Here is an 18,866-nt window from a genome sequence, read left to right as displayed (position 1 = left end):
TGCGTGTAGGAAGAACAAAGATGACTCATATGAACCTTCGAATTTCTTTTCTCGGCATCGGCCTGATGGGCACGCCGATGACCCGTAACCTGCTGGACGCCGGTTTTTCCATGACGCTCTGGAATCGCACCACCAGCAAATGCGAGCCCTTTGCCAGCGAAGCGACGATCGCCGGGACGCCCGCTGAGGCGGTGGCGGAGGCCGATATCGTGATCGCCATGCTGGAAAATGGCCAGGTGGTGGATGATGTGCTGGTGAAGCAGGGTGCTATGGCTGCGGTGAAGCCGGGTGCGCTGGTGATCGATATGAGTTCGGTGCAGCCTTCGCTGGCGCGGGAACATGCCGAGCTGGCCGCAGAGCAGGGGGCCGGTTATGTCGATGCACCGGTATCTGGCGGCACGGTGGGTGCGGCCGAGGCTCGTTTGAGTATCATGGCGGGCGGCTCGGAAGCCGATATCGAGCGGGCTTTGCCGGTGTTCAATGCGCTGGGCAAATGCACCCGCATCGGGCCGGTGGGGGCCGGTCAGCTGGCAAAGCTGGCCAATCAGGCGATTGTGGGGATCACCATCGGGGCTGTGTCGGAGGCGCTGTTGCTGGCAGCCAAAGGTGGCGCGGATCCGGCCGCCGTGCGGGAAGCGCTGATGGGCGGGTTTGCCGGCAGCCGGATTCTGGAACTGCATGGCCAGCGGATGATTGACCGGGACTTCGCGCCGGGCGCTCCGGCCCGCATCCAACTCAAGGATATGCGTATGATTCTGGATGAGGCCCGCTCGGAAAATCTGACCCTGCCGCTGGCCCAGCAGGTGCATAATGAATACCTTGCCCTGGTCGCCAATGGCCACAGCGATGTCGATCACAGCGGCTTGTTGCTGGAGCTGGAGCATCTGAACGGTTCCTTGATGGGTTCCCTGGGCCGAGGCCCCAAGCACTGAATTAACCGGAGAAATCTGCCATGCCCCGTTTTGCTGCCAACCTGAGCATGCTGTTTACCGAAGTGCCGTTTCTGGAACGTTTCGCCCGGGCCCGAAGTGCCGGGTTTCATGGTGTGGAGTATCTGTTTCCCTATGAGTGGCCGGCAGAACAACTGGCGGAGCGGCTTCAGAGCAACGGGCTGGAACAGGTACTGTTCAACCTGCCGCCCGGCGACTGGGCAGCAGGGGAGCGAGGCATTGCCTGTCTGCCGGATCGCATTGAGGAGTTTCGCGCCGGTGTCGAGCAGGGCATTCACTACGCCCGGATGCTGGACTGCAAGCAGCTCAACTGCCTGGCGGGTTTGAAGCCCGAATCCGTTGCCGAGGAAGAGGCCTGGCAGACCCTGGTGGCGAATGTGCAGTACGCAGCCGACCGGTTCGCCGAAGCAGGCCTGACCCTTTGTCTGGAAGCCATCAATTCGCGGGTGGACATGCCGGGCTTCATGCTCGATACCAGTGGCAAGGTGATGGCGCTGATTGAGGCGGTGGAGGCAGACAACGTGCGCCTGCAATACGATCTCTATCACATGCAGATCATGGAAGGGGACCTGATTCGCGGCATTGAGTGTCTGCTGCCCTGGATCGGCCATATCCAGTTTGCGGACAATCCGGGCCGGCATCAGCCAGGAACCGGGGAGATTAACTTTTCGAATGTTTTCTCTGCGATAGACAGACTGGGTTATGGCGGCTGGGTGAGCGCAGAGTACAGGCCCACCGGGGCGACAGAGCCGTCTCTGGGCTGGTTTTCGGAGGCAAACTGACCGTCGCCATAGGCGACACCCTCTTACAAGATCGTAACTGGCCGGTTCCCGGAGTTCTTCGTACCCTTGTTGTTAATGTTTTCCGCTATCAGGAGGAGCACCGGTGAAAGCGCTGGTAATCGAAGACGATCGGGATGTAGCAAATTATCTGCTAAAGGGACTGAGGGAATCCGACTTCGTGGTGGATCATGCGGCCGACGGCAAGGAAGGCATGATGATGGCGGCCAGTGAAGAATACGACATCATGATTGTCGACCGGATGTTGCCGGGTATGGATGGCCTTTCCATTATCAAGACGGTAAGGGCCACGGGCAACCAGACGCCGGTGCTGATTCTCAGTGCCCTGGGCGATGTCGATGACCGTGTCGAAGGGCTGCGTGGCGGTGGCGATGACTACCTGACCAAGCCGTTCTCTTTCACCGAGCTGTTGGCGCGCATCGAGTCACTGATCCGGCGCAACCGTCAGGCCGCCGAGACCGAGACCGTACTGAAAGTGGCCGATCTGGAGATGGACCTGTTGGCCCGCACCGTAAAACGCGCCGGCCAGAGTATTGATGTCCAGCCCCGGGAGTTCCGGCTGCTGGAATACCTGATGCGTAATGCCGGGCAGGTGGTTACCCGTACCATGCTGCTGGAGAAGGTGTGGGACTATCACTTCGACCCCCAGACCAACGTGATCGACGTGCATATCAGCCGTCTGCGCGCCAAGATCGACAAGGAATTCGATACACCCCTGCTGCAGACAGTGCGGGGGGCGGGATACATGTTACGTGAAACTGCTTAGTCAGCTCAGAACATCGTCTTTCCAGCTTGCCCTGCTGTATATGGTGGTGTTTGCCACCTCGGTGTTTCTGCTGTTGGCATTTATCTACTGGCGTACAGCCGGGTTCATGACTGCCCAGACCGACGAGACCATTGAAGCGGAAATCGCCGGCCTGGCGGAGCAGTATCGCAGTCGTGGTGTAAATGGTCTGATCACCATCATCCGGGAACGGGTGGCCAGGGATCCGAATGCCAAGTCCATTTACCTGTTGACCACAGACGACTTTCTGAAACTGGCCGGGAATATTGAAACCTGGCCAGAGGGCAGCCGCTCGTCTGACAGCGGCTGGATCAATTTTACCCTGAATCCCTCCGTTGGCTGGCAGGGCCCCGAGCGCCTGGCCCGGGCCCGGATCTTTGAGGTCCAGGGTGGTTTGCGCTTGCTGGTGGGGCGCGATGTGGATGACCTCACCAACCTCAAGCGGGTGATTGAAACTGCCATCAACTGGGGTATGGGCATCACCCTTGCCCTGGCGCTCCTGGGTGGCTTCCTGATGAGCCGAAGCACCACTCGCCGCATTGAAGTGATCAACAACACCTCTCGCCGGATCATGAATGGGCACCTGTCCCTCCGGATTCCGACCCGTGGGACCGACGACGATTTTGATCAACTGGCCGAAAACCTGAACCAGATGCTGGACCGGATCGTGTATCTGATGGAAGGCATACGCCATGTTTCCGACAGCATCGCCCATGATCTTCGCACTCCACTGACGCGACTGCGTAACCAGCTCGAAAACACGCTGATTACGGTCGACAATGACGAGGCGCGCGAGCATGTCGGGCAGGCTGTGGCAGAGGCTGACCAGCTGCTGGCCACCTTCAATGCCTTGCTGCGCATCGCCCGGCTGGAGACCCGGGGCAACTCGGCCGACATGAAAGCGGTGGCGCTGGATGAACTGGTCAGCGATGCCTGTGAACTCTACGAGGCCCTGTCTGAGGACAAGGATCAGAGTTTCTCTCAGGAACTTGAGCAAAATGTCCGGATTGAGGGAGACCGGGATCTCCTGTTCCAGATGATCAGTAACCTGATCGACAACGCCATCAAATACACGCCGGAGCATGGTGCCATCAAGGTGGTCGTTCGCCGGGACGGCGGCGGAGCGGTGTTTGAGGTTCAGGATTCCGGTATCGGTATTCCGGATGATGAGAAAGACCAGGTTTTCCAGCGCTTCTACCGGGTTGGCAAGAGCCGCTCGTTACCCGGCAATGGTCTGGGGCTCAGCCTGGTGTCGGCGGTGGCGGAGATTCATCAGGGCCAGATTCTGCTGAGTGATACCCATCCTGGGGAAGACATGCCGGGCTTGACCGTCACGGTCCGGATGCCAGCGTACACCGCCGTAAAAAAGCGGATCAAGGCCACACAGTCTGAGAATGGTGGTTCAACGGAGGAGGGTCGCTCCTCCGCAGAACCCGGCACGGCCTGAGATTACTGGCTGGCGCGAAAGCGGTTGATACGGCTCAGGACAGGGCCAAGTACCGCGTCGGCCCGTGACTCGACCTGCTGGCTGATATGATCAAACTGCGAGCGACGGCGATCCACCTTGGCCTGAATACTGTCCCACTCGCCTTCCAGATGCTTCTGTTCGGCCATCAGAAAGGCCGCAATATTGTGGCGATTGACGCGGCTGGTGATGCCCAGCTGGTCCAGCCGGAAACCCAGGCTATCCACCCCTTCAAGTGCCAGATTCATCAGTTTCTTGGTATCCATTAGCATATCTCCATGCAGAAAAGATCAGGTGTCATTGTCGGCCACGCTAATCCTTGGCGCTAGAGTGTTCAACCTAGATTGCGGAACGGATGCCTTGCCAAAAGGTAATCGCATGGCCACAGGCAGGTAATGGTCAATGTGCAGAATAGAGGGTGTAGATGCGGAAGCGGGCGGATGATCTGCTTGCTTCCCCCTCCAGCACAGCGCTAGCCTTATACCCCGTGATTCACGGGGTTTTTTTTGCCCTTCCGAAATGCATTGTTTCTTGAACCAGGACACCCATGGCCAACCAGACGCCTTCAGGCAACAACCGGCCGCGCTATATCACCCCCGAAGGTGAGCAGGCGCTCCGGGATGAGCTGCAATTCCTATGGAAAGTAAAGAGACCAGAGGTTACCCAGGCAGTACGTGAAGCGGCTGCCCTGGGAGACCGGTCCGAGAATGCCGAGTACATCTATGGCAAGAAGCAGCTTCGGGAAATCGACCGCCGCGTACGCTTCCTCAGCAAGCGGCTGGATGAGGTCTCGGTGGTGGATCGCCTGCCAGAAGACCGGAGCCGGGTATTCTTTGGTGCCTGGGTGACCATCGAGGATGAGGACGGCAGTGAGCAGGAGTATCGAATCGTGGGTGCCGATGAATTCGATCTCGAAAAAGGCTATCTCAGTATCAATTCTCCGCTGGCCCGCGCGCTCATTGGCAAGCATCTGGATGACGAGGTATCGGTGAGAACCCCTGAGGGCTGGAAGCAGGTGGTGATTACCGATATCCGCTACCAAATGGCCTCGAACGACAAGTGAGTGCTGTCACAAAACTGGCTTTTGCCTGGGCAAAGGGTCATTTTTGGCGATAGACTGATCAAATATTGTCACCCGTCAGGGCAAATGGATGATCGGCTAGGGTTGGGATGAGCACCATGAATGTCAGGAAACAGACAGAGGAAAAACGAGCCGGGGCAGCGTTGCTGGCGTTGCCGTTGATGCTGCTGACGACCTTGCCTGCCTATGCCCAGAGTGACGATGACGCCGCGTTTGAGTACGAAGAGCGCTCCACTATCGACACCATTCCGTTTCGCTCGGTCGCGGAAGAGGAGCTGGCTAATACCGTAATTGAGGGCGGGCTGGCAGCGCCGGCGGCCGGGGTACCGGTGCAGCAGGCAACGGATGACGATTTCTATCTGGACCCGCTGGCCCTGCAGCCGAGAGACCCGCGAACCGATCTGGGCCGTTCCGAGATTCCCGTCGAGATCCGTTTCAGTAACCCCAAAGTGATACCGGGCCAGAGCCACGGCAACAATTACGTGATCCGGCCACCGGAGAACCGCACCTACGATACCCTGAATACCAATCTCACCGGTCGTTAAACATCGGCCCCGCTACTCGGCCTCAGGCAGCGGCTGAATCCGCTGCAGCAGCGGGCCTGCCGAGCACATCTTCGTAGAAAAAGCTCAGAGCCTGACTGGCCTGATTCAGTCGGGCCCGGGATACCCGGATCTTTTCACTCAGATAGGTCAGGAACAGCTTCTGATCCTCTTCGGCCAGATTGTCCGGATCCTTCAGATCATGAAACAGCACAAACCGGCTGATCCAGTGCAGATAGGTTTGCTCGGCGCGTTGATTCAGTTCGCGTTTGCGGATGGCGGCCTGTACCTGGCCAATCATGCCTGGGCGCGATTGCTCCAGGGCCTCAGTAATGTCCATGGTGTTTACTCGTTCAAAAGCTTGTTTTTGTTATGTTGCGCGCATCATATGACAAACGTTTGAACGGCGCAAAATTCTGGCGGGTGCGGTGCCCCGCCGTCGGTGTGGCGGCGGGGCAGGGGCGTTACTTCAGGGATTCAAGTTTGTCGATGTACTGCTGCATGGCGTCATCGCTGGACATGCCCTTGAGTTTCTCCCAGGCGTCGTACTTGGCCCGGCCAACAAAATCCATCATGCCCGGACGCTTGCCGCTGACATCGCCTTCGGTGGCCTGCTTGTAAAGGGCATAGAATTCCAGTTTCAACTCGTTGGAAGGTTTGAAGTCGCCTTCCGCGGTCTGGATGTAGTTTACCGCTTCTTCGAATTTCGCTTTCAGGTCACTCATGTTGTGTCTCCGTGGTGTTGGTGGTTTTTTTCCATTCAAGTATGCCGGCAGTATAGCGACGGGGCTGGTTGGCGTCATTGACCGAAATAGCGGTTTTCCGGTCGCCCTGGCAATCTGGCAAAAGTTTGCCCAAGCACACATTTTGAGCCATCGCTGGCCAATTTTTGCTTGAGAACCCTGGGTGACCTGTGTACAGTTTTACGCGTTGTCTGCCAGGAGGGCAGACACCAAGGATCGATACAATTGCAAATGACTTGCACAGGGAGCACGCCATGTCTGCCAAAGACGGTTCCGTTGCGCCGAAAGAGCGCATCAATATCAAGTATGTCCCCGCCACAGGCGATCAGCAGGCCGAAACCGAACTACCACTGAAGATGTTCGTGGTTGGTGATTTCAAGGGTCACGCTGAAGAAACCCCCATTGAAGACCGTAAGGCCATTTCCGTCGACAAGAACAACTTCCGTTCTGTCATGAAGGAAGCGGGTCTGACGCTTTCCACCAGTGTTTCCAACAAGCTCGAAGACGGTGCCGACGACCTCCCCGTGAATCTCGAATTCCAGGGGCTAGAAGACTTTTCTCCGGACAGCATTGCCCGCCAGGTCCCTGAGCTCAAGAAGCTGATTGAGCTGCGTGAAGCCCTGGTTGCCCTCAAGGGCCCGCTGGGCAACGTGCCTTCGTTCCGTTCCAAGCTGCAGGAGCTGCTGGACAACGACGACGCCCGGGAAAAGCTGTTGGCTGAACTTGAGCTGGCCACCGACGGCGGCGAGTAATCGCAACACCGGAACCCGGTAACCTACACCGATTATCAATCACGTACTGAAGGGATGTGGTATGTCTGATACTGCTGTGCAGCAATCTGCTGCCTCCGAATCCGTAGCAGAAGGCTCTCTGCTTGACCAGGTCATGGCTAACAGCCGTATGGCGCCGGCCGATGAAGGCTACGATGTTGCCCGTAAAGGGGTGGCCACGTTTATTGCCAACCTGCTGAAGAGCGATGAAAAAGGCCAGCCAGTCAACAAGGCGCTGGTCGACCAGATGGTGGTCGAGCTGGATCGCAAAATCAGCGCCCAGATGGATGAGATTCTGCACGCGCCCAAGCTGCAGGAACTGGAATCGTCCTGGCGTGGCCTGAAACTGATGGTGGATCGCACCGATTTCCGCGAGAACATCAAGGTGGATATCCTCCATGCCACCAAGACCGAACTGCTGGAAGATTTCGAATTTGCTCCGGACGTGACCCAGACCGGCTTCTACAAGCACATTTATGCCGCCGAGTATGGTCAGTTCGGTGGTGAGCCGGTGGGCGCGATTGTCGGCAACTACGCCTTCAGCCCATCAACGCCGGACATGAAGCTGCTGCAGTACGTGTCGTCGGTTGGCGCCATGTCCCACGCGCCGTTCCTGTCCTCGGTTGCACCGTCGTTCTTCGGCGTCGACAGCTACCAGGAACTGCCGGCTATCAAAGAGCTGAGCGCCGTTTTTGAAGGGCCGAAATACGCCAAGTGGCGTTCCCTGCGGGAATCTGAGGATGCCCGTTACCTGGGCCTGACCGCACCGCGCTTCCTGCTGCGGGTGCCTTACGATCCGACTGAAAACCCGGTGCGCAGCTTCAACTACAAGGAAGATGTCTCCGGTGACCACGAGCATTACCTGTGGGGCAATACCTCCTACCTGCTGGCCACACGCCTGACCGAGAGCTTCGCCAAGTACCGTTGGTGCCCGAACATCATTGGTCCCCAGAGTGGTGGTGCGGTGGAAGATCTGCCGGTGCACACCTTCGAGTCCTTCGGTCAGCTGGAAGCCAAGATTCCGACTGAGGTGCTGATTACCGACCGTCGCGAATACGAGCTGGCGGAAGAAGGTTTCATCGCCCTGACCATGCGTAAAGGCAGCGATAACGCCGCGTTCTTCTCCGCCAACTCGGTGCAGAAGCCCAAGCAGTTCCCGAACACCAAGGAAGGCAAGGAAGCGGAAACCAACTACAAGTTGGGTACCCAGTTGCCGTACATGATGATCGTGAACCGCCTGGCCCACTACATCAAGGTGCTGCAGCGAGAGCAGATCGGCTCCTGGAAAGAGCGCCAGGATCTGGAGCGGGAACTGAACACCTGGATTCGCCAGTACGTGGCCGACCAGGAAAACCCGCCTGCAGACGTCCGCAGTCGCCGCCCCTTGCGTGCCGCGAAAGTGGAAGTCTCCGATGTAGAAGGCGATCCGGGCTGGTACCAGGTCTCCCTGGCAGTGCGTCCGCACTTCAAATACATGGGCGCCAACTTTGAACTCTCGCTGGTTGGCCGACTGGACAAGGATTAATCCGTGTTCGACGGCACCGGCACTGACGGCGTTCGCAACACCGGCAGCCTGTTTGAACGGCTTGAACAGGCTGCCGCTCCCGCGGGCCAGAGCATGGGCGAGTTCACCCATGTGGTGGAATCCATCAAGCGCCACCTGGTGCGACTGCTGAACGCCCACCCGGGCAACAGCAGCAGCGCACCGGATCTTGGCTTGCTGGATTTCAACGACGCCACTCTGGGCACTCATGACCTGAGCATCCAGATCCGCGGGGCCATCCGTCAGTGCATCGAGAAGTTTGAGCCGCGGGTTAAGCGGGTGGATGTGGTAGCCATGCCACCGGGCCCGGACCCGTTGCAGTTGAAGTTCCAGGTGACGGTCTACCTGAACGTTGCAGGAAGCGATGATCGGACGACCATAGACCTGGTTTTGGATGATAAGCGGTACTACCGCGTGATCTAGCGTCATGGGTAGTATTCTGCAGGCAAGGATGAGAGCGAGGGTGTGGTTGGCCTTTCCAAAAGTGTGCGGAGCCATGGATGGCGGAGCTCAAGCGCCCCATGGATGGGCTTGAAGCGTCTTTTGGAAAGGCCAACCACACCCTTGCTCGGGGCCAGACTAGTGGTGCAGTAACGATGAAGTTAAATCGCTTTTACAGGGATGAGTTGAGCTTTCTGCGGTTGCAAGGCAGGGAATTTGCCGAAGCCCACCCGCAGCTCACCCGCTTTCTATCCGAACAGAGCACCGACCCGGACGTAGAACGGCTGCTGGAAGGCTTCGCCTTCCTGACCGGCAAACTGCGGGAAAAAGTTGAGGACGAGTTTCCGGAGCTGACTCATTCGCTGCTGAACATGCTCTGGCCCAATTATCTGCGGCCAGTGCCCAGCTGCACCATCATGCGTTTTGATCCACAGCTGCATGCCATCAGTGAACGTCAGGTTGTGGATCGTCATACCGAGATCAAGAGCCGCCCCCTGGGCGACGCCAGCCGCCAGACCCAATGCCGGTTTCGCACCTGCCGGGCGGTGGATATTTTTCCGATCAGTGTGGCCGAGGCCAATGCCGAGCACTCACGGGAAGTTTCCTCCGTGACCGTAGACCTGGCGCTGCATACGGACCAGCCACTGAATGGCATTGGCCTGGAAAATCTGCGCTTTTACCTGGGGGGCGACAACCACACGGCAGAGACTCTGTATCTGTGGCTGAACCATTACCTCAGCCGTATGGAGCTGGTGGTGGGCGACCGTGTGGTCAGTCTGCCTTCATCCCTGTTGCAGCCGGTTGGCTTTGCGGCAGACGAGGCGATCCTGCCTTATCCCAAGAATGCTTATGCCGGCTACCGGATTATCCAGGAGTACCTGAGTTTTCCGGAGGCCTTCCGGTTTGTTGATATCACCGGCCTGAAATCCCGGTTGCCAGCGGTGCAGGCTGATGAGATCAGTCTGCGTTTCCACTTCAGCCGGATTTTGCCCCCGGACACCCGGGTAACCCGGGACTCCATGCAGTTGTACTGCACCCCCGCGGTAAATCTGTTCAGCCACGAAGGCGAGCCCGTAGACCTGAACGGTCGCCAGACTGAATACCGTATTTCACCCTCCAGCCGCTGCCCGGAACACTACGAGGTGTTCAGTATCGAGCAGGTTGAGGGCTGGCTGGAAGGCCGTTCCGGCCGGGGTGAGCCGCGCATCTACACGGCGTTCGAGAGTTTCCAGCATGAAGTGGAGCGGGATCGCGGCCGCACCGCCCTTTACTACCGGGTACGTACCCGGGAGAGCGTGCGTGGTGATGGTTTTGATCACTACATTTCCTTTGTTCGCGGTGATGAAACCGAATGTCTGAATCGTCAGGAAGCGGTCTCGCTCACGCTCACCTGCACCAATCGCCAGTTGCCACAACAACTGGCGGTCGGGGAAGTGTGCATGGCGACCGAGAGCACACCGGCCTTTGCCGCGTTCAGCAATATCACGCGCCCGACGGCGACGCTGCGGCCGACCCTGGATGGCAGCCTGTTGTGGACGCTGATCTCCAACCTGTCATTGAACTACCTGTCGATGCTGGATGTGGATGCCCTGCGCACCGTGCTGCGAGTGTATGACTTCCGGGCACTGGTCGACCGACAGGCTGAGCGGGTGTCCCAGAAGCGGCTGGCGGGTATCACGGGCATCACCACCAAGCCGGTTGATCGCATGATTCGCGGGCTGCCGGTGCGCGGTATCCGCTCAGAGCTGCAGCTGGACCAGCATGGGTTTGCCAGTGAAGGTGACCTCTACCTGTTCGGCACGGTGTTGAGTCAGTTTTTTGCGCTTTACGCGAGTATCAATGCGTTTCACCAACTGGAAGTGGTGAATACAGACAATCAGGAACGGTACACATGGACGTTACAGCAAGGTCAGCAGCCGCTGATGTAGCCGGGCTGGAACCCGTTCTCGGCAACGCGCGGCGATACAGTTTTTTTCAGCTGGTGGATCTGATTCACCGGCACCATGGAGACGACCTGGAGCGTGGCGGTCACGATGAGCCCCGCCAGGAACGCATCCGGTTCTCGGCCTCGGCCGGCCTGGGGTTTCCCGGCAGTGACGTGGTGTCGGCGCTGTCGCCGGAGCATGAGCACGCTCCCTATCAGATGGAAGTCAGCTTCCTGGGGCTTCACGGCTCCCAGTCGCCACTGCCCGGTTATTACCTGGAAGATCTGGCCTGGGAAGCGGGCCAGAATCTCGGTGTTCGTCGGCATTTTCTGGATTTCTTCAATCACCGGCTGGTGACCCTGTTCCATCGGGCCTGGCGCAAATACCGCTACTACATCCGATTCCAGCCCGGGGCCAGCGACGGTTTTTCGGAACTGGTGTTTGCCCTGACCGGTTTGGGCGACAGTCGGCTGCGGGAAGCGACGCCGGTGAACTGGTCCAAGATGCTGGCCTATGCCGGCTTGATGGCGGGCCGGAGCCGGTCACCGGAAGTGGTCAGCGGCATCATCGGCCACTGTTTTGACCTGGACGACGTCAGCATCGAACAGTGGGTGCTGCGCAAAGTGGACATCGCTCGGGATCAGCAGACCGCGCTGGGCAGGGCCAACGCCACCCTGGGCGAAGATACGCTGGTGGGTTCGCGCATCCGGGATCGCAGCGGCAAGTTTATTCTCCGGTTGCGCAATCTGACCCGGCAGCGGTTTGCGGATTTTCTGCCCAATGGCCGGGATCACCAGCGCCTGGTCAAACTGGTGGAGTTCGCTACCCGGGAGCAGCTGGCCTATGACCTGGAGCTGCAAATGCGGCCCAAGGATATTCGCCCCATGCAACTGGGCGAGGATGTTCGCCTGGGCTGGAATTCCTTCGTAACACCGGACCGGGCCCGTGAGCGTCCGGCGGTGCGGATACAGATCAGACGTTAGGGCAGGGAGCCGGAGACGTGGCACAACAAGCAGCAGAACTGACATTAGTGATCACCAACCCGACGGAAACCGGTGGTGGCGCCAGCATTGAACATAGCTTCGGAACCCGTGGCGGTTCCATCGGCACCGCGGCCAGCGACAGCTGGCAGCTTTCTCCTCACCGTACCGGCGCTGTCGCCGGCCATGCCGAGGTGCGTTACCTGGACGGCGGCTTCTGCCTGATTGATCGCAGTGGCCGGACCTACATCAACAGCAGCAGTCAGCCTGTGGGGCGGGGCCGTCGTGCCCGGCTGAGCCACGGCGACACCGTGAGCATAGGCCGCTACCAGATACGGGCCGAGCTCTCCGGCGCACCGGCGGCTGTCAGCGAAACCGAACACAACGCACACGAAGATCACGGCCTGGTGGATGCGCCCGAGAATGGTTTACGGCATGCCGCCAACGAACAGAACCGGCCTGAAGGTCGCGAGCCTCTGGAGGGTTTGCAGCCGGCAGCCGGCGATCCGGTCAGCTGTGATCCGCTGGCGCCCTGGCAGCAAAAACCGACGCGCCCGGACGAGGAGGCTCCCGAGCTGCTGGCCAGCGACCAAGCCTGGTTTGCCCGTTCGGCTGAGGTTAGCGATGAGTACCGGGAGAACCGGGATGTGGCCATGGGTCTGCCGGTCACCCCACAACGCGAGCATAAGGAACGACAGGGAATGTCCGAAACGACACGAAACATGCGGGAGGTCAGCCGCCAGCACATCAGTGGTGCACCACTGCTCCGGGGGCTGGATGCGGATATTGATTTTGCCGACAGCGACGAAATGCGGCTGTTTCTGGAGGAAGCCGGCCAGACCCTGAAGGCAACGGTGGAAGGATTACTGGCGCTGCATCAGGGCGAAGACAGCCGTCACCAGGCGCTGCGCACCCGCTTGCAGCCCATCGAGGACAACCCGCTGCGGCTGGCCAACGACTATCCGGACACCATTCAGACCCTGTTTGCCGCCCAGCGCAGCCCGGTGCATCTGTCGGCCCCCGCCGCTGTCCGTGAGAGCCTGGAAAGCCTGAATCACCACCAGCAGGCCACCCGGGAAGCCATTCGCGAGGCGCTGGAAGCCATTCTGCACGCCTTCTCACCGGAAGCCTTGTTGCGCCGGTTTCACGGCTATCGCCGTGGTTTGCAGGACAACGAAGACGAGGGCCGCTGGGCCTGGGATATGTACCAACACTATTACCGTGAACTGAAATCCAGTCGTCAGCAGGGTTTTGAACGCCTGTTCCAGGAAGTGTTCGACCAGGCTTATGACCAACACTTGCGCCAATTACAGAGGGAGAAACTGTTGTGAAGTACTGCAAATGGAGCTTGCTGGTTGTTGCTTTGATTCTCGCGGGGTGTAGCACCCCTTACAACGCGGTGACCAAGACCGCCAAGGTGCTCTGGGATCCTGATATTCCTGTTGGCTACCCGGAAGATTTGCCCAGCCGGGTGGATCTGACCATGCTGGCGGAACCGAACGTGAACCCGAACGAATCCCTGGCGCCCACCCCCATTGCGTTTCAGGTGATTGAACTGCGGGACAGCTCGCTGCTGATGGCGGGCGATTTCGACCAGCTGTTGAACGACCTGGAGGACTCTCTGGGCCAGAACTACGTGGACCATAGCGATTACAGCCTCGTGCCCGGCCAGTTCAAATTTGTCGAGCCCTTTGAGGTCAGCACCGACACCCGCTACATCGCCGTGATCGCCTTCTACGCCTACCCGAACCTGTCCCAGTGGAAAAAAGTGGTGAAGGTCGACCCGATTGGCGGACGGTATCACCTGCTGGTGAACCTGCGCGAACGTGAAGTGCAACTCAGACGGTCGGATGAAAGCTAATGGCAGTCACGAATCGAGTGGTCTGGAGTGATGGGTTGTTCATCAAACCCCAGCACTTCCAGCAACAGCAACGCTATCTGGAACACCAGATCAACGAACGGGCTCTGGCCGTCTCGGACTATCTGTTCGGGTTCAGTGATCTGGAGCTCAATGCCGAATACCTGAGCTTTGGTCGGGTCGGACTGGTGCGGGCCTCTGGACTGTTTCCGGACGGAACCCGGTTCAACCTGCCCCAGGACGATGTGATGCCGGAGCCGCTGGAGATCACCGATGCCTCGGTGGCCAACCAGGTGGTCTATCTGGCTTTACCTCTGGGCAGCGATAGCCTGGCCGAAGTCGAATGGCCGGAAGCACCCGTGGCCGGCCGGTTCCAGGCGCAGCCGGTGGAAGTGCGGGATCTGCATTCCATTGACGGCGATGCTCACACTATCGATGTGGGGCGGGTGGCTCCGCGCCTGATGCTGGAGCGGGAAGACCGCAGTGCCTATGCAGCACTGGCCATTGGCCGGATTCTGGAAAAGCGCCCCGATGGCAGCCTGGTAATGGACCCGAACTTCCTGCCGACCATGCTCAGCGTGCGCTCGGCGCCAAGGCTTCAGCGCTTTGTCGGTGAGATGGCGGGTTTGATGCAGGAACGGGCCCGTAACATTGCCGAACGGGTGGGCGCGCCCGGGCAGGGTGGTGTCGCCGATGTCTCGGATTTCATGCTGCTGCAAATGCTGAACCGGGCGCATCCGCGTTTCATGCACCTGGCACGGCTGCGTCAGCTGCACCCGGAGCGTCTGTACGAAGCGCTTCTGGAGCTGTGTGGCGAGCTGGTCACCTTTACCGATGAAAGCCGTTTGCCGAGGGAATTCACCCCTTACGATCACGATCTGCCGGAAGGCTGTTTCAGCCCGCTGATGCAGATTCTGCGGCAGGCGTTGAGCACGGTCCTGGAACCCCGGGCGCTGTCGATTGCCCTGCAGCAGCGCCAGTATGGACTCACCGTCGCACCGGTTCAGGATGGCCAGTTGATGAACGACGCCGAGTTCATTCTGGCGGTCAAAGCCGATATGCCACTGGACGACCTGCGCAAACAGTTTGTTCAACAGTGCAAGGTGGCCTCTGTGGAGAAGATTCGGGATCTCATCAGCCTCCAGCTGCCGGGCATCCCACTGTCGGCACTTCCGGTGGCCCCGCGTCAGTTGCCCTACCACGCCGGCTTTGTGTATTTCCGATTGGACGATCAAAGCCAGGCCTGGCAGATGCTGGACAACGCCAGTGGATTTGCCTTCCACGTGGCGGGCAGCTTCCCGGGGCTGGAGATGCAATTCTGGGCAATCAGGAGCTAAATCATGGCAGATGCACCGGTAATGGACAGACCAGACAACACCAGGGATTCAGGTGATCGTGCATTCAGCGACCTTTTGTTTGCCGATAGCGGCGCCGGCCAGTCGCCGGTTGAATCCGATGACAGCAGCTTCCAGCTTCGTGGCCTGGAAGATAACCGGCTGATTGACGCCGCAACCCCGCTGCTGGGACTGGTTATTCGGGTGCGGCGACTGGCGGATTTCCGCGAGGTGGAAACTCTGTACCGGCAGGTAGTGGACGAAGTCGCCGCCGTTGACCGGGAACTGGTGGAGCAGGGCTATGAGCGCCCCACGGTGGTGGCCTACCGCTACGTGCTTTGCGCCTTCATCGACGAGGCTGTGCTGGGCACCGACTGGGGCGCCCACAGCGTCTGGTCTCAGCATTCGCTGCTCAGCCGATTCCATAACGAAACCTGGGGTGGCGAAAAGGTGTTTGCCATCCTGGCCCGCATGGAAAAAGAGCCGACTCGTTACCGGGACATGCTCGAGTTCATCTATCTGTGCCTGTGTCTGGGTTTTGAGGGTCGCTACAAGGTCATGGAAAACGGTCGGGACGAATACGAACAGGTGGTTCGTGGCCTCTATGACCAGCTTCGCGAACTGCGTGGCGACCGCGACAGCCGGCCGCTGGCCGATGCCACGGAAAACCTGATGCCGGCCCGCAACCGCCTGCGCAGCGGCCTGCCCTTGTGGGGTATTGGAGGCCTGTTCGTGGCGGCCATGGCCGGGATCTATTCGCTCTATAACATGGCGCTGAACGAACGCATCAGGGATGTGCTCAGCGTTCTGGAACAACTACCGAAATAAGGACATCATTGTGATTCGGGTAGAACTGCCGGCGCTGATCGGGCGCCTTAACGACATTTCACGCCAGGCTCTGGAAGCCTCCGCGGCCCTGTGCATCAGCCGTCAGGGCGCCGAGATTACCCCGGCGCACCTGCTGTTCAAACTGCTGGAAACGCCGTTCTCGGATGTGCGCCAGATTCTGGAACACACCGGCATCAACCACCAGCAACTGCAACCCGTGGTGGGTGACAGCCTGAACGGCGAACCTCAGACCGCCGAACCGTATCCGTCGTTCTCGCCGCTGCTGGTAGAACTGATGCAGGACGCCTGGCTGCTGGCCTCCACCGAACTCGGCCATACCGAACTGCGTTCCGGCGCGGTGTTCCTGGCCCTGCTGATGAACGCCGATCGCTACTTGATGCCCCGGGTGGCGCAGGCGCTGGTGGACATCAACCGGGAACAGCTGCGCAAGCAGTTTGATCGGGTAACCGAGGGTTCTGTGGAGCGTCCGCAGCTGACGGAAAGCGGTGGTGCCAGGCCAGCGGTTGAAGCCGATATGGACCCGCTCAAACGTTATGCCACTGACTTCACCAAGCTGGCCCGGGAAGACAAACTGGACCCCGTGGTGTGTCGCGATGCCGAGATCGATCAGATGATCGATATCCTATGCCGTCGCCGCAAGAACAACCCCATCGTGGTCGGCGACGCTGGCGTGGGCAAAAGCGCCGTGGTGGAGGGCCTGGCCCTGCGCATCGTCAACGGCGACGTGCCGGACCGCCTGAAGAACGTCGAACTCTGGACCCTGGACATGGGTGCCCTGCAGGCCGGTGCCTCGGTGAAGGGCGAGTTTGAAAAACGCCTGAAGGGCGTGATCGAAGCCGTGAAAGGTTCGGCGACCCCGATCATCCTGTTCATCGACGAAGCTCACACCCTGATCGGTGCGGGTAACAGCGAAGGTGGCTCCGACGCTGCCAACCTGCTGAAGCCAGCCCTGGCCCGTGGCGAACTGCGCACCATTGCTGCCACCACCTGGCGCGAGTACAAGAAATACTTCGAAAAAGACCCGGCTCTCAGCCGCCGGTTCCAACCGGTGGCCCTGGACGAGCCAACGCCGGGCGAAGCAGTCCACATCCTCCGTGGCCTGCGCACGGTCTACGAAAAAGCCCATCAGGTACTGATCGCCGACAGCGCCCTTAAAGCCGCCGCAGAAATGTCCGCCCGTTACCTGGCCGGTCGCCAGCTGCCGGACAAGGCCATCGATGTTCTCGATACCGCCTGCGCCCGGGTCAGCCTGAACCTGAGTACACCGCCACGCCGTCTCAGTCATGTGCGCAGTGAACTGCACCAACTGGCCATGGAACAGGAGCTTCTGAGCCGGGAACACACGCTTGGCCAGAACGTGGATGCCGAGCGCGAACAGGCCCTGGAGCAGAAGATTGCTGACCTGACCGCCGAATCCGGAGCGCTGGAACAAAGCTGGAATGACCAGAGGGAGCTTGTTGCCCGGCTGGTCGAGATCCGTGAACAGCTGTTGGTGGGGGATGTCGAGCGCGAAACCGCCGATGATGTTGCTGTTGAGTTGGCCGAGAGCGATCACGAAGAACGCCCGGACCTGAAAAGCGAAGCCGCCGCCATCGAACAGGAACTGGCTGAACTCCAGGCCGACGAACCGTTGGTACACGCCCGGGTGGACGCCCGCCAGGTAGCCGAAGTCATCGCTGACTGGACCGGCATCCCGGTCAACCGCATGACCACCGACGAGCTGGAAAAAATCACCCACCTGCCGGCGTACCTGCAGGCCCATATCAAAGGCCAGGACACGGCCATCGACTGCCTGCACCAGCACCTGCTCACCGCCCGCGCCGACTTGCGCCGGCCGGGTCGCCCCATGGGCGCCTTCCTGCTGGTGGGCCCCAGTGGTGTGGGTAAAACCGAAACCGTGGTACAACTGGCTGAACTGCTCTACGGCGGCCGCCAGTTCCTCACCACCATCAACATGTCCGAATATCAGGAGAAACACACTGTCTCCCGTCTGATCGGCTCGCCCCCAGGCTACGTCGGATTCGGAGAAGGGGGCATCCTCACCGAAGCCATCCGCCAGAAGCCTTATTCCGTGGTGCTGCTCGACGAAGTCGAAAAAGCCCACCCGGAAGTGCTTAACCTTTTCTACCAGGCTTTCGACAAAGGCGAACTGGCTGACGGAGAAGGCCGGTTGATCGACTGCAAAAACGTGGTCTTTTTCCTGACCTCCAACCTCGGCTTCCAGACCATCGTCAACCACGCCGAAGAGCCGGAGAAAATCGAAGAAGCCCTGTACCCGGAACTGGCCAACTTCTTCAAGCCGGCATTGCTGGCGCGGATGGAAGTGGTGCCCTACCTGCCGCTGGGTGAAGACACTCTCAACCGCATCGTTGAGGACAAACTCCAGCGCCTGGCGGATCAGATTCAAGCTCGCTACCACACCGAGGTGGAACTGGAAGACGGCCTGGTCGAATCCATCCGCAGCCGCGCCACCAGAAGTGAAAACGGCGCGCGGATGCTGGAGTCGATCATCGAAGGCGAACTGCTGCCACCGGTGTCGCTGGCGCTGCTGGAAAAACTGGCGGCCAGGGAGCCGGTGACGAAGGTGACGCTTGGGGTTACTGAAAACAAGTTCACGGGCACAGTCGCCTGACTTTCGGGCTGACTGAATCGTAGCGCACCGTGGGGGATGGCTTTCCAAAACCCTGCGGAGCCATGGGTGAAGGGCGAAAGCCCTTCACGGGTTGGCCAGGGATGGCCAAGACAGGACCCTCACTGCGACGCAGGAGCAGTAAGCAGTGAGGGGCGGAGCGGAGCTTACA

19 protein-coding genes are annotated in these 18,866 nt (G+C 59.5%); 16 read left to right on the top strand and 3 right to left on the bottom strand.

The features are described from left to right. The first annotated feature begins 20 nt into the window (after positions 1-20). From OZ656_RS19360 to OZ656_RS19345, 4 genes are all read left to right on the top strand, one after another. A complete protein-coding gene (locus OZ656_RS19360) occupies positions 21-932 on the top strand; it encodes an NAD(P)-dependent oxidoreductase (RefSeq protein ID WP_273031604.1) in 912 nt (303 codons plus the stop codon). Positions 933-952: 20 nt separating this feature from the next. Then, complete coding sequence (gene hyi, locus OZ656_RS19355) at positions 953-1,732, top strand: hydroxypyruvate isomerase (protein WP_199451582.1); 780 nt, start codon at positions 953-955, stop codon at positions 1,730-1,732. A 103-nt stretch (positions 1,733-1,835) separates the two neighbouring features. Continuing rightward, the gene (locus OZ656_RS19350; protein WP_153741731.1) at positions 1,836-2,516 is read left to right on the top strand and encodes a response regulator transcription factor; all 681 of its coding nucleotides are present in this window, start codon (positions 1,836-1,838) and stop codon (positions 2,514-2,516) included. After that, the gene (locus OZ656_RS19345; protein ID WP_199451581.1) at positions 2,503-3,981 is read left to right on the top strand and encodes a HAMP domain-containing sensor histidine kinase; all 1,479 of its coding nucleotides are present in this window, start codon (positions 2,503-2,505) and stop codon (positions 3,979-3,981) included. The genes OZ656_RS19350 and OZ656_RS19345 overlap by 14 nt, the downstream gene beginning before the upstream one ends. A 2-nt stretch (positions 3,982-3,983) precedes the next feature. Here OZ656_RS19345 and OZ656_RS19340 read toward each other — a convergent pair whose 3' ends face one another. Then, positions 3,984-4,265 carry a hypothetical protein gene (locus OZ656_RS19340; protein ID WP_011787142.1) on the bottom strand — a complete coding sequence of 94 codons (282 nt, stop codon included), beginning with the start codon at positions 4,263-4,265 and terminating at the stop codon, positions 3,984-3,986. A 281-nt stretch (positions 4,266-4,546) separates the two neighbouring features. Between OZ656_RS19340 and greB the strand changes: the two genes are divergently transcribed. Continuing rightward, positions 4,547-5,062, top strand: a complete 516-nt coding sequence (gene greB / locus OZ656_RS19335; protein WP_014422972.1) for a transcription elongation factor GreB — start codon at positions 4,547-4,549, stop codon at positions 5,060-5,062. A gap of 116 nt (positions 5,063-5,178) precedes the next feature. Then, positions 5,179-5,625 carry a hypothetical protein gene (locus OZ656_RS19330; protein WP_114434973.1) on the top strand — a complete coding sequence of 149 codons (447 nt, stop codon included), beginning with the start codon at positions 5,179-5,181 and terminating at the stop codon, positions 5,623-5,625. 22 nt (positions 5,626-5,647) lie between these two features. Here OZ656_RS19330 and OZ656_RS19325 read toward each other — a convergent pair whose 3' ends face one another. Continuing rightward, on the bottom strand, positions 5,648-5,962 hold the full coding sequence (locus OZ656_RS19325) for a site-specific integrase (protein WP_011787139.1): 315 nt from the start codon (positions 5,960-5,962) through the stop codon (positions 5,648-5,650). 124 nt (positions 5,963-6,086) lie between these two features. After that, positions 6,087-6,347 carry an acyl-CoA-binding protein gene (locus tag OZ656_RS19320; protein ID WP_011787138.1) on the bottom strand — a complete coding sequence of 87 codons (261 nt, stop codon included), beginning with the start codon at positions 6,345-6,347 and terminating at the stop codon, positions 6,087-6,089. A 272-nt stretch (positions 6,348-6,619) separates the two neighbouring features. On the opposite strand from OZ656_RS19320, the gene tssB reads away from it, so the two are divergent. The 10 genes from tssB (at position 6,620) to tssH (ending at position 18,697) form a co-directional block, all read left to right on the top strand. Next, positions 6,620-7,117: a type VI secretion system contractile sheath small subunit gene (tssB, locus tag OZ656_RS19315; RefSeq protein ID WP_011787137.1), complete on the top strand. Its 498-nt coding sequence runs from the start codon at positions 6,620-6,622 to the stop codon at positions 7,115-7,117. A 61-nt stretch (positions 7,118-7,178) separates the two neighbouring features. Continuing rightward, entirely contained in the window at positions 7,179-8,660 is a 1,482-nt protein-coding gene (gene tssC / locus OZ656_RS19310; protein WP_011787136.1) for a type VI secretion system contractile sheath large subunit, read from the top strand. Between the two features lie 3 nt (positions 8,661-8,663). Continuing rightward, positions 8,664-9,101, top strand: coding sequence for a type VI secretion system baseplate subunit TssE (gene tssE, locus OZ656_RS19305; RefSeq protein WP_199451578.1), 438 nt, complete (start codon positions 8,664-8,666; stop codon positions 9,099-9,101). 173 nt (positions 9,102-9,274) lie between these two features. Continuing rightward, a complete protein-coding gene (gene tssF / locus OZ656_RS19300) occupies positions 9,275-11,047 on the top strand; it encodes a type VI secretion system baseplate subunit TssF (protein WP_199451588.1) in 1,773 nt (590 codons plus the stop codon). Beyond that, entirely contained in the window at positions 11,011-12,027 is a 1,017-nt protein-coding gene (gene tssG, locus OZ656_RS19295) for a type VI secretion system baseplate subunit TssG (protein WP_014422966.1), read from the top strand. Before tssF ends, tssG begins: the two co-directional genes overlap by 37 nt. Before the next feature lie 17 nt (positions 12,028-12,044). Continuing rightward, a complete protein-coding gene (gene tagH, locus OZ656_RS19290) occupies positions 12,045-13,355 on the top strand; it encodes a type VI secretion system-associated FHA domain protein TagH (RefSeq protein WP_278350560.1) in 1,311 nt (436 codons plus the stop codon). Further along, complete coding sequence (tssJ, locus tag OZ656_RS19285; RefSeq protein ID WP_011787131.1) at positions 13,352-13,885, top strand: type VI secretion system lipoprotein TssJ; 534 nt, start codon at positions 13,352-13,354, stop codon at positions 13,883-13,885. The genes tagH and tssJ overlap by 4 nt, the downstream gene beginning before the upstream one ends. Then, positions 13,885-15,219 carry a type VI secretion system baseplate subunit TssK gene (gene tssK, locus OZ656_RS19280; protein WP_014422964.1) on the top strand — a complete coding sequence of 445 codons (1,335 nt, stop codon included), beginning with the start codon at positions 13,885-13,887 and terminating at the stop codon, positions 15,217-15,219. The genes tssJ and tssK overlap by 1 nt, the downstream gene beginning before the upstream one ends. A gap of 3 nt (positions 15,220-15,222) precedes the next feature. Continuing rightward, positions 15,223-16,044, top strand: a complete 822-nt coding sequence (icmH, locus tag OZ656_RS19275; protein WP_014422963.1) for a type IVB secretion system protein IcmH/DotU — start codon at positions 15,223-15,225, stop codon at positions 16,042-16,044. After that, a complete protein-coding gene (tssH, locus tag OZ656_RS19270) occupies positions 16,010-18,697 on the top strand; it encodes a type VI secretion system ATPase TssH (protein ID WP_379944807.1) in 2,688 nt (895 codons plus the stop codon). Before icmH ends, tssH begins: the two co-directional genes overlap by 35 nt. Positions 18,698-18,866 lie beyond the last annotated feature (169 nt).

The organism is Marinobacter sp. LM1, assembly GCF_042763285.1.
Lineage (GTDB): Bacteria > Pseudomonadota > Gammaproteobacteria > Pseudomonadales > Oleiphilaceae > Marinobacter > Marinobacter nauticus.
This window is presented reverse-complemented; position numbering and strand designations above follow the sequence as displayed.

What these genes read in the sequence shown, in the direction of transcription:
- OZ656_RS19360 (WP_273031604.1), top strand. Translation starts at nt 21, where the DNA reads ATGACTCATATGAACCTTCGAATTTCTTTTCTCGGCATCGGCCTGATG.
- hyi (WP_199451582.1), top strand. Translation starts at nt 953, where the DNA reads ATGCCCCGTTTTGCTGCCAACCTGAGCATGCTGTTTACCGAAGTGCCG.
- OZ656_RS19340 (WP_011787142.1), bottom strand. Translation starts at nt 4,265, where the DNA reads ATGGATACCAAGAAACTGATGAATCTGGCACTTGAAGGGGTGGATAGC.
- greB (WP_014422972.1), top strand. Translation starts at nt 4,547, where the DNA reads ATGGCCAACCAGACGCCTTCAGGCAACAACCGGCCGCGCTATATCACC.
- OZ656_RS19330 (WP_114434973.1), top strand. Translation starts at nt 5,179, where the DNA reads ATGAATGTCAGGAAACAGACAGAGGAAAAACGAGCCGGGGCAGCGTTG.
- OZ656_RS19325 (WP_011787139.1), bottom strand. Translation starts at nt 5,962, where the DNA reads ATGGACATTACTGAGGCCCTGGAGCAATCGCGCCCAGGCATGATTGGC.
- OZ656_RS19320 (WP_011787138.1), bottom strand. Translation starts at nt 6,347, where the DNA reads ATGAGTGACCTGAAAGCGAAATTCGAAGAAGCGGTAAACTACATCCAG.
- tssB (WP_011787137.1), top strand. Translation starts at nt 6,620, where the DNA reads ATGTCTGCCAAAGACGGTTCCGTTGCGCCGAAAGAGCGCATCAATATC.
- tssC (WP_011787136.1), top strand. Translation starts at nt 7,179, where the DNA reads ATGTCTGATACTGCTGTGCAGCAATCTGCTGCCTCCGAATCCGTAGCA.
- tssF (WP_199451588.1), top strand. Translation starts at nt 9,275, where the DNA reads ATGAAGTTAAATCGCTTTTACAGGGATGAGTTGAGCTTTCTGCGGTTG.
- tssG (WP_014422966.1), top strand. Translation starts at nt 11,011, where the DNA reads ATGGACGTTACAGCAAGGTCAGCAGCCGCTGATGTAGCCGGGCTGGAA.
- tssK (WP_014422964.1), top strand. Translation starts at nt 13,885, where the DNA reads ATGGCAGTCACGAATCGAGTGGTCTGGAGTGATGGGTTGTTCATCAAA.
- icmH (WP_014422963.1), top strand. Translation starts at nt 15,223, where the DNA reads ATGGCAGATGCACCGGTAATGGACAGACCAGACAACACCAGGGATTCA.
- tssH (WP_379944807.1), top strand. Translation starts at nt 16,010, where the DNA reads ATGTGCTCAGCGTTCTGGAACAACTACCGAAATAAGGACATCATTGTG.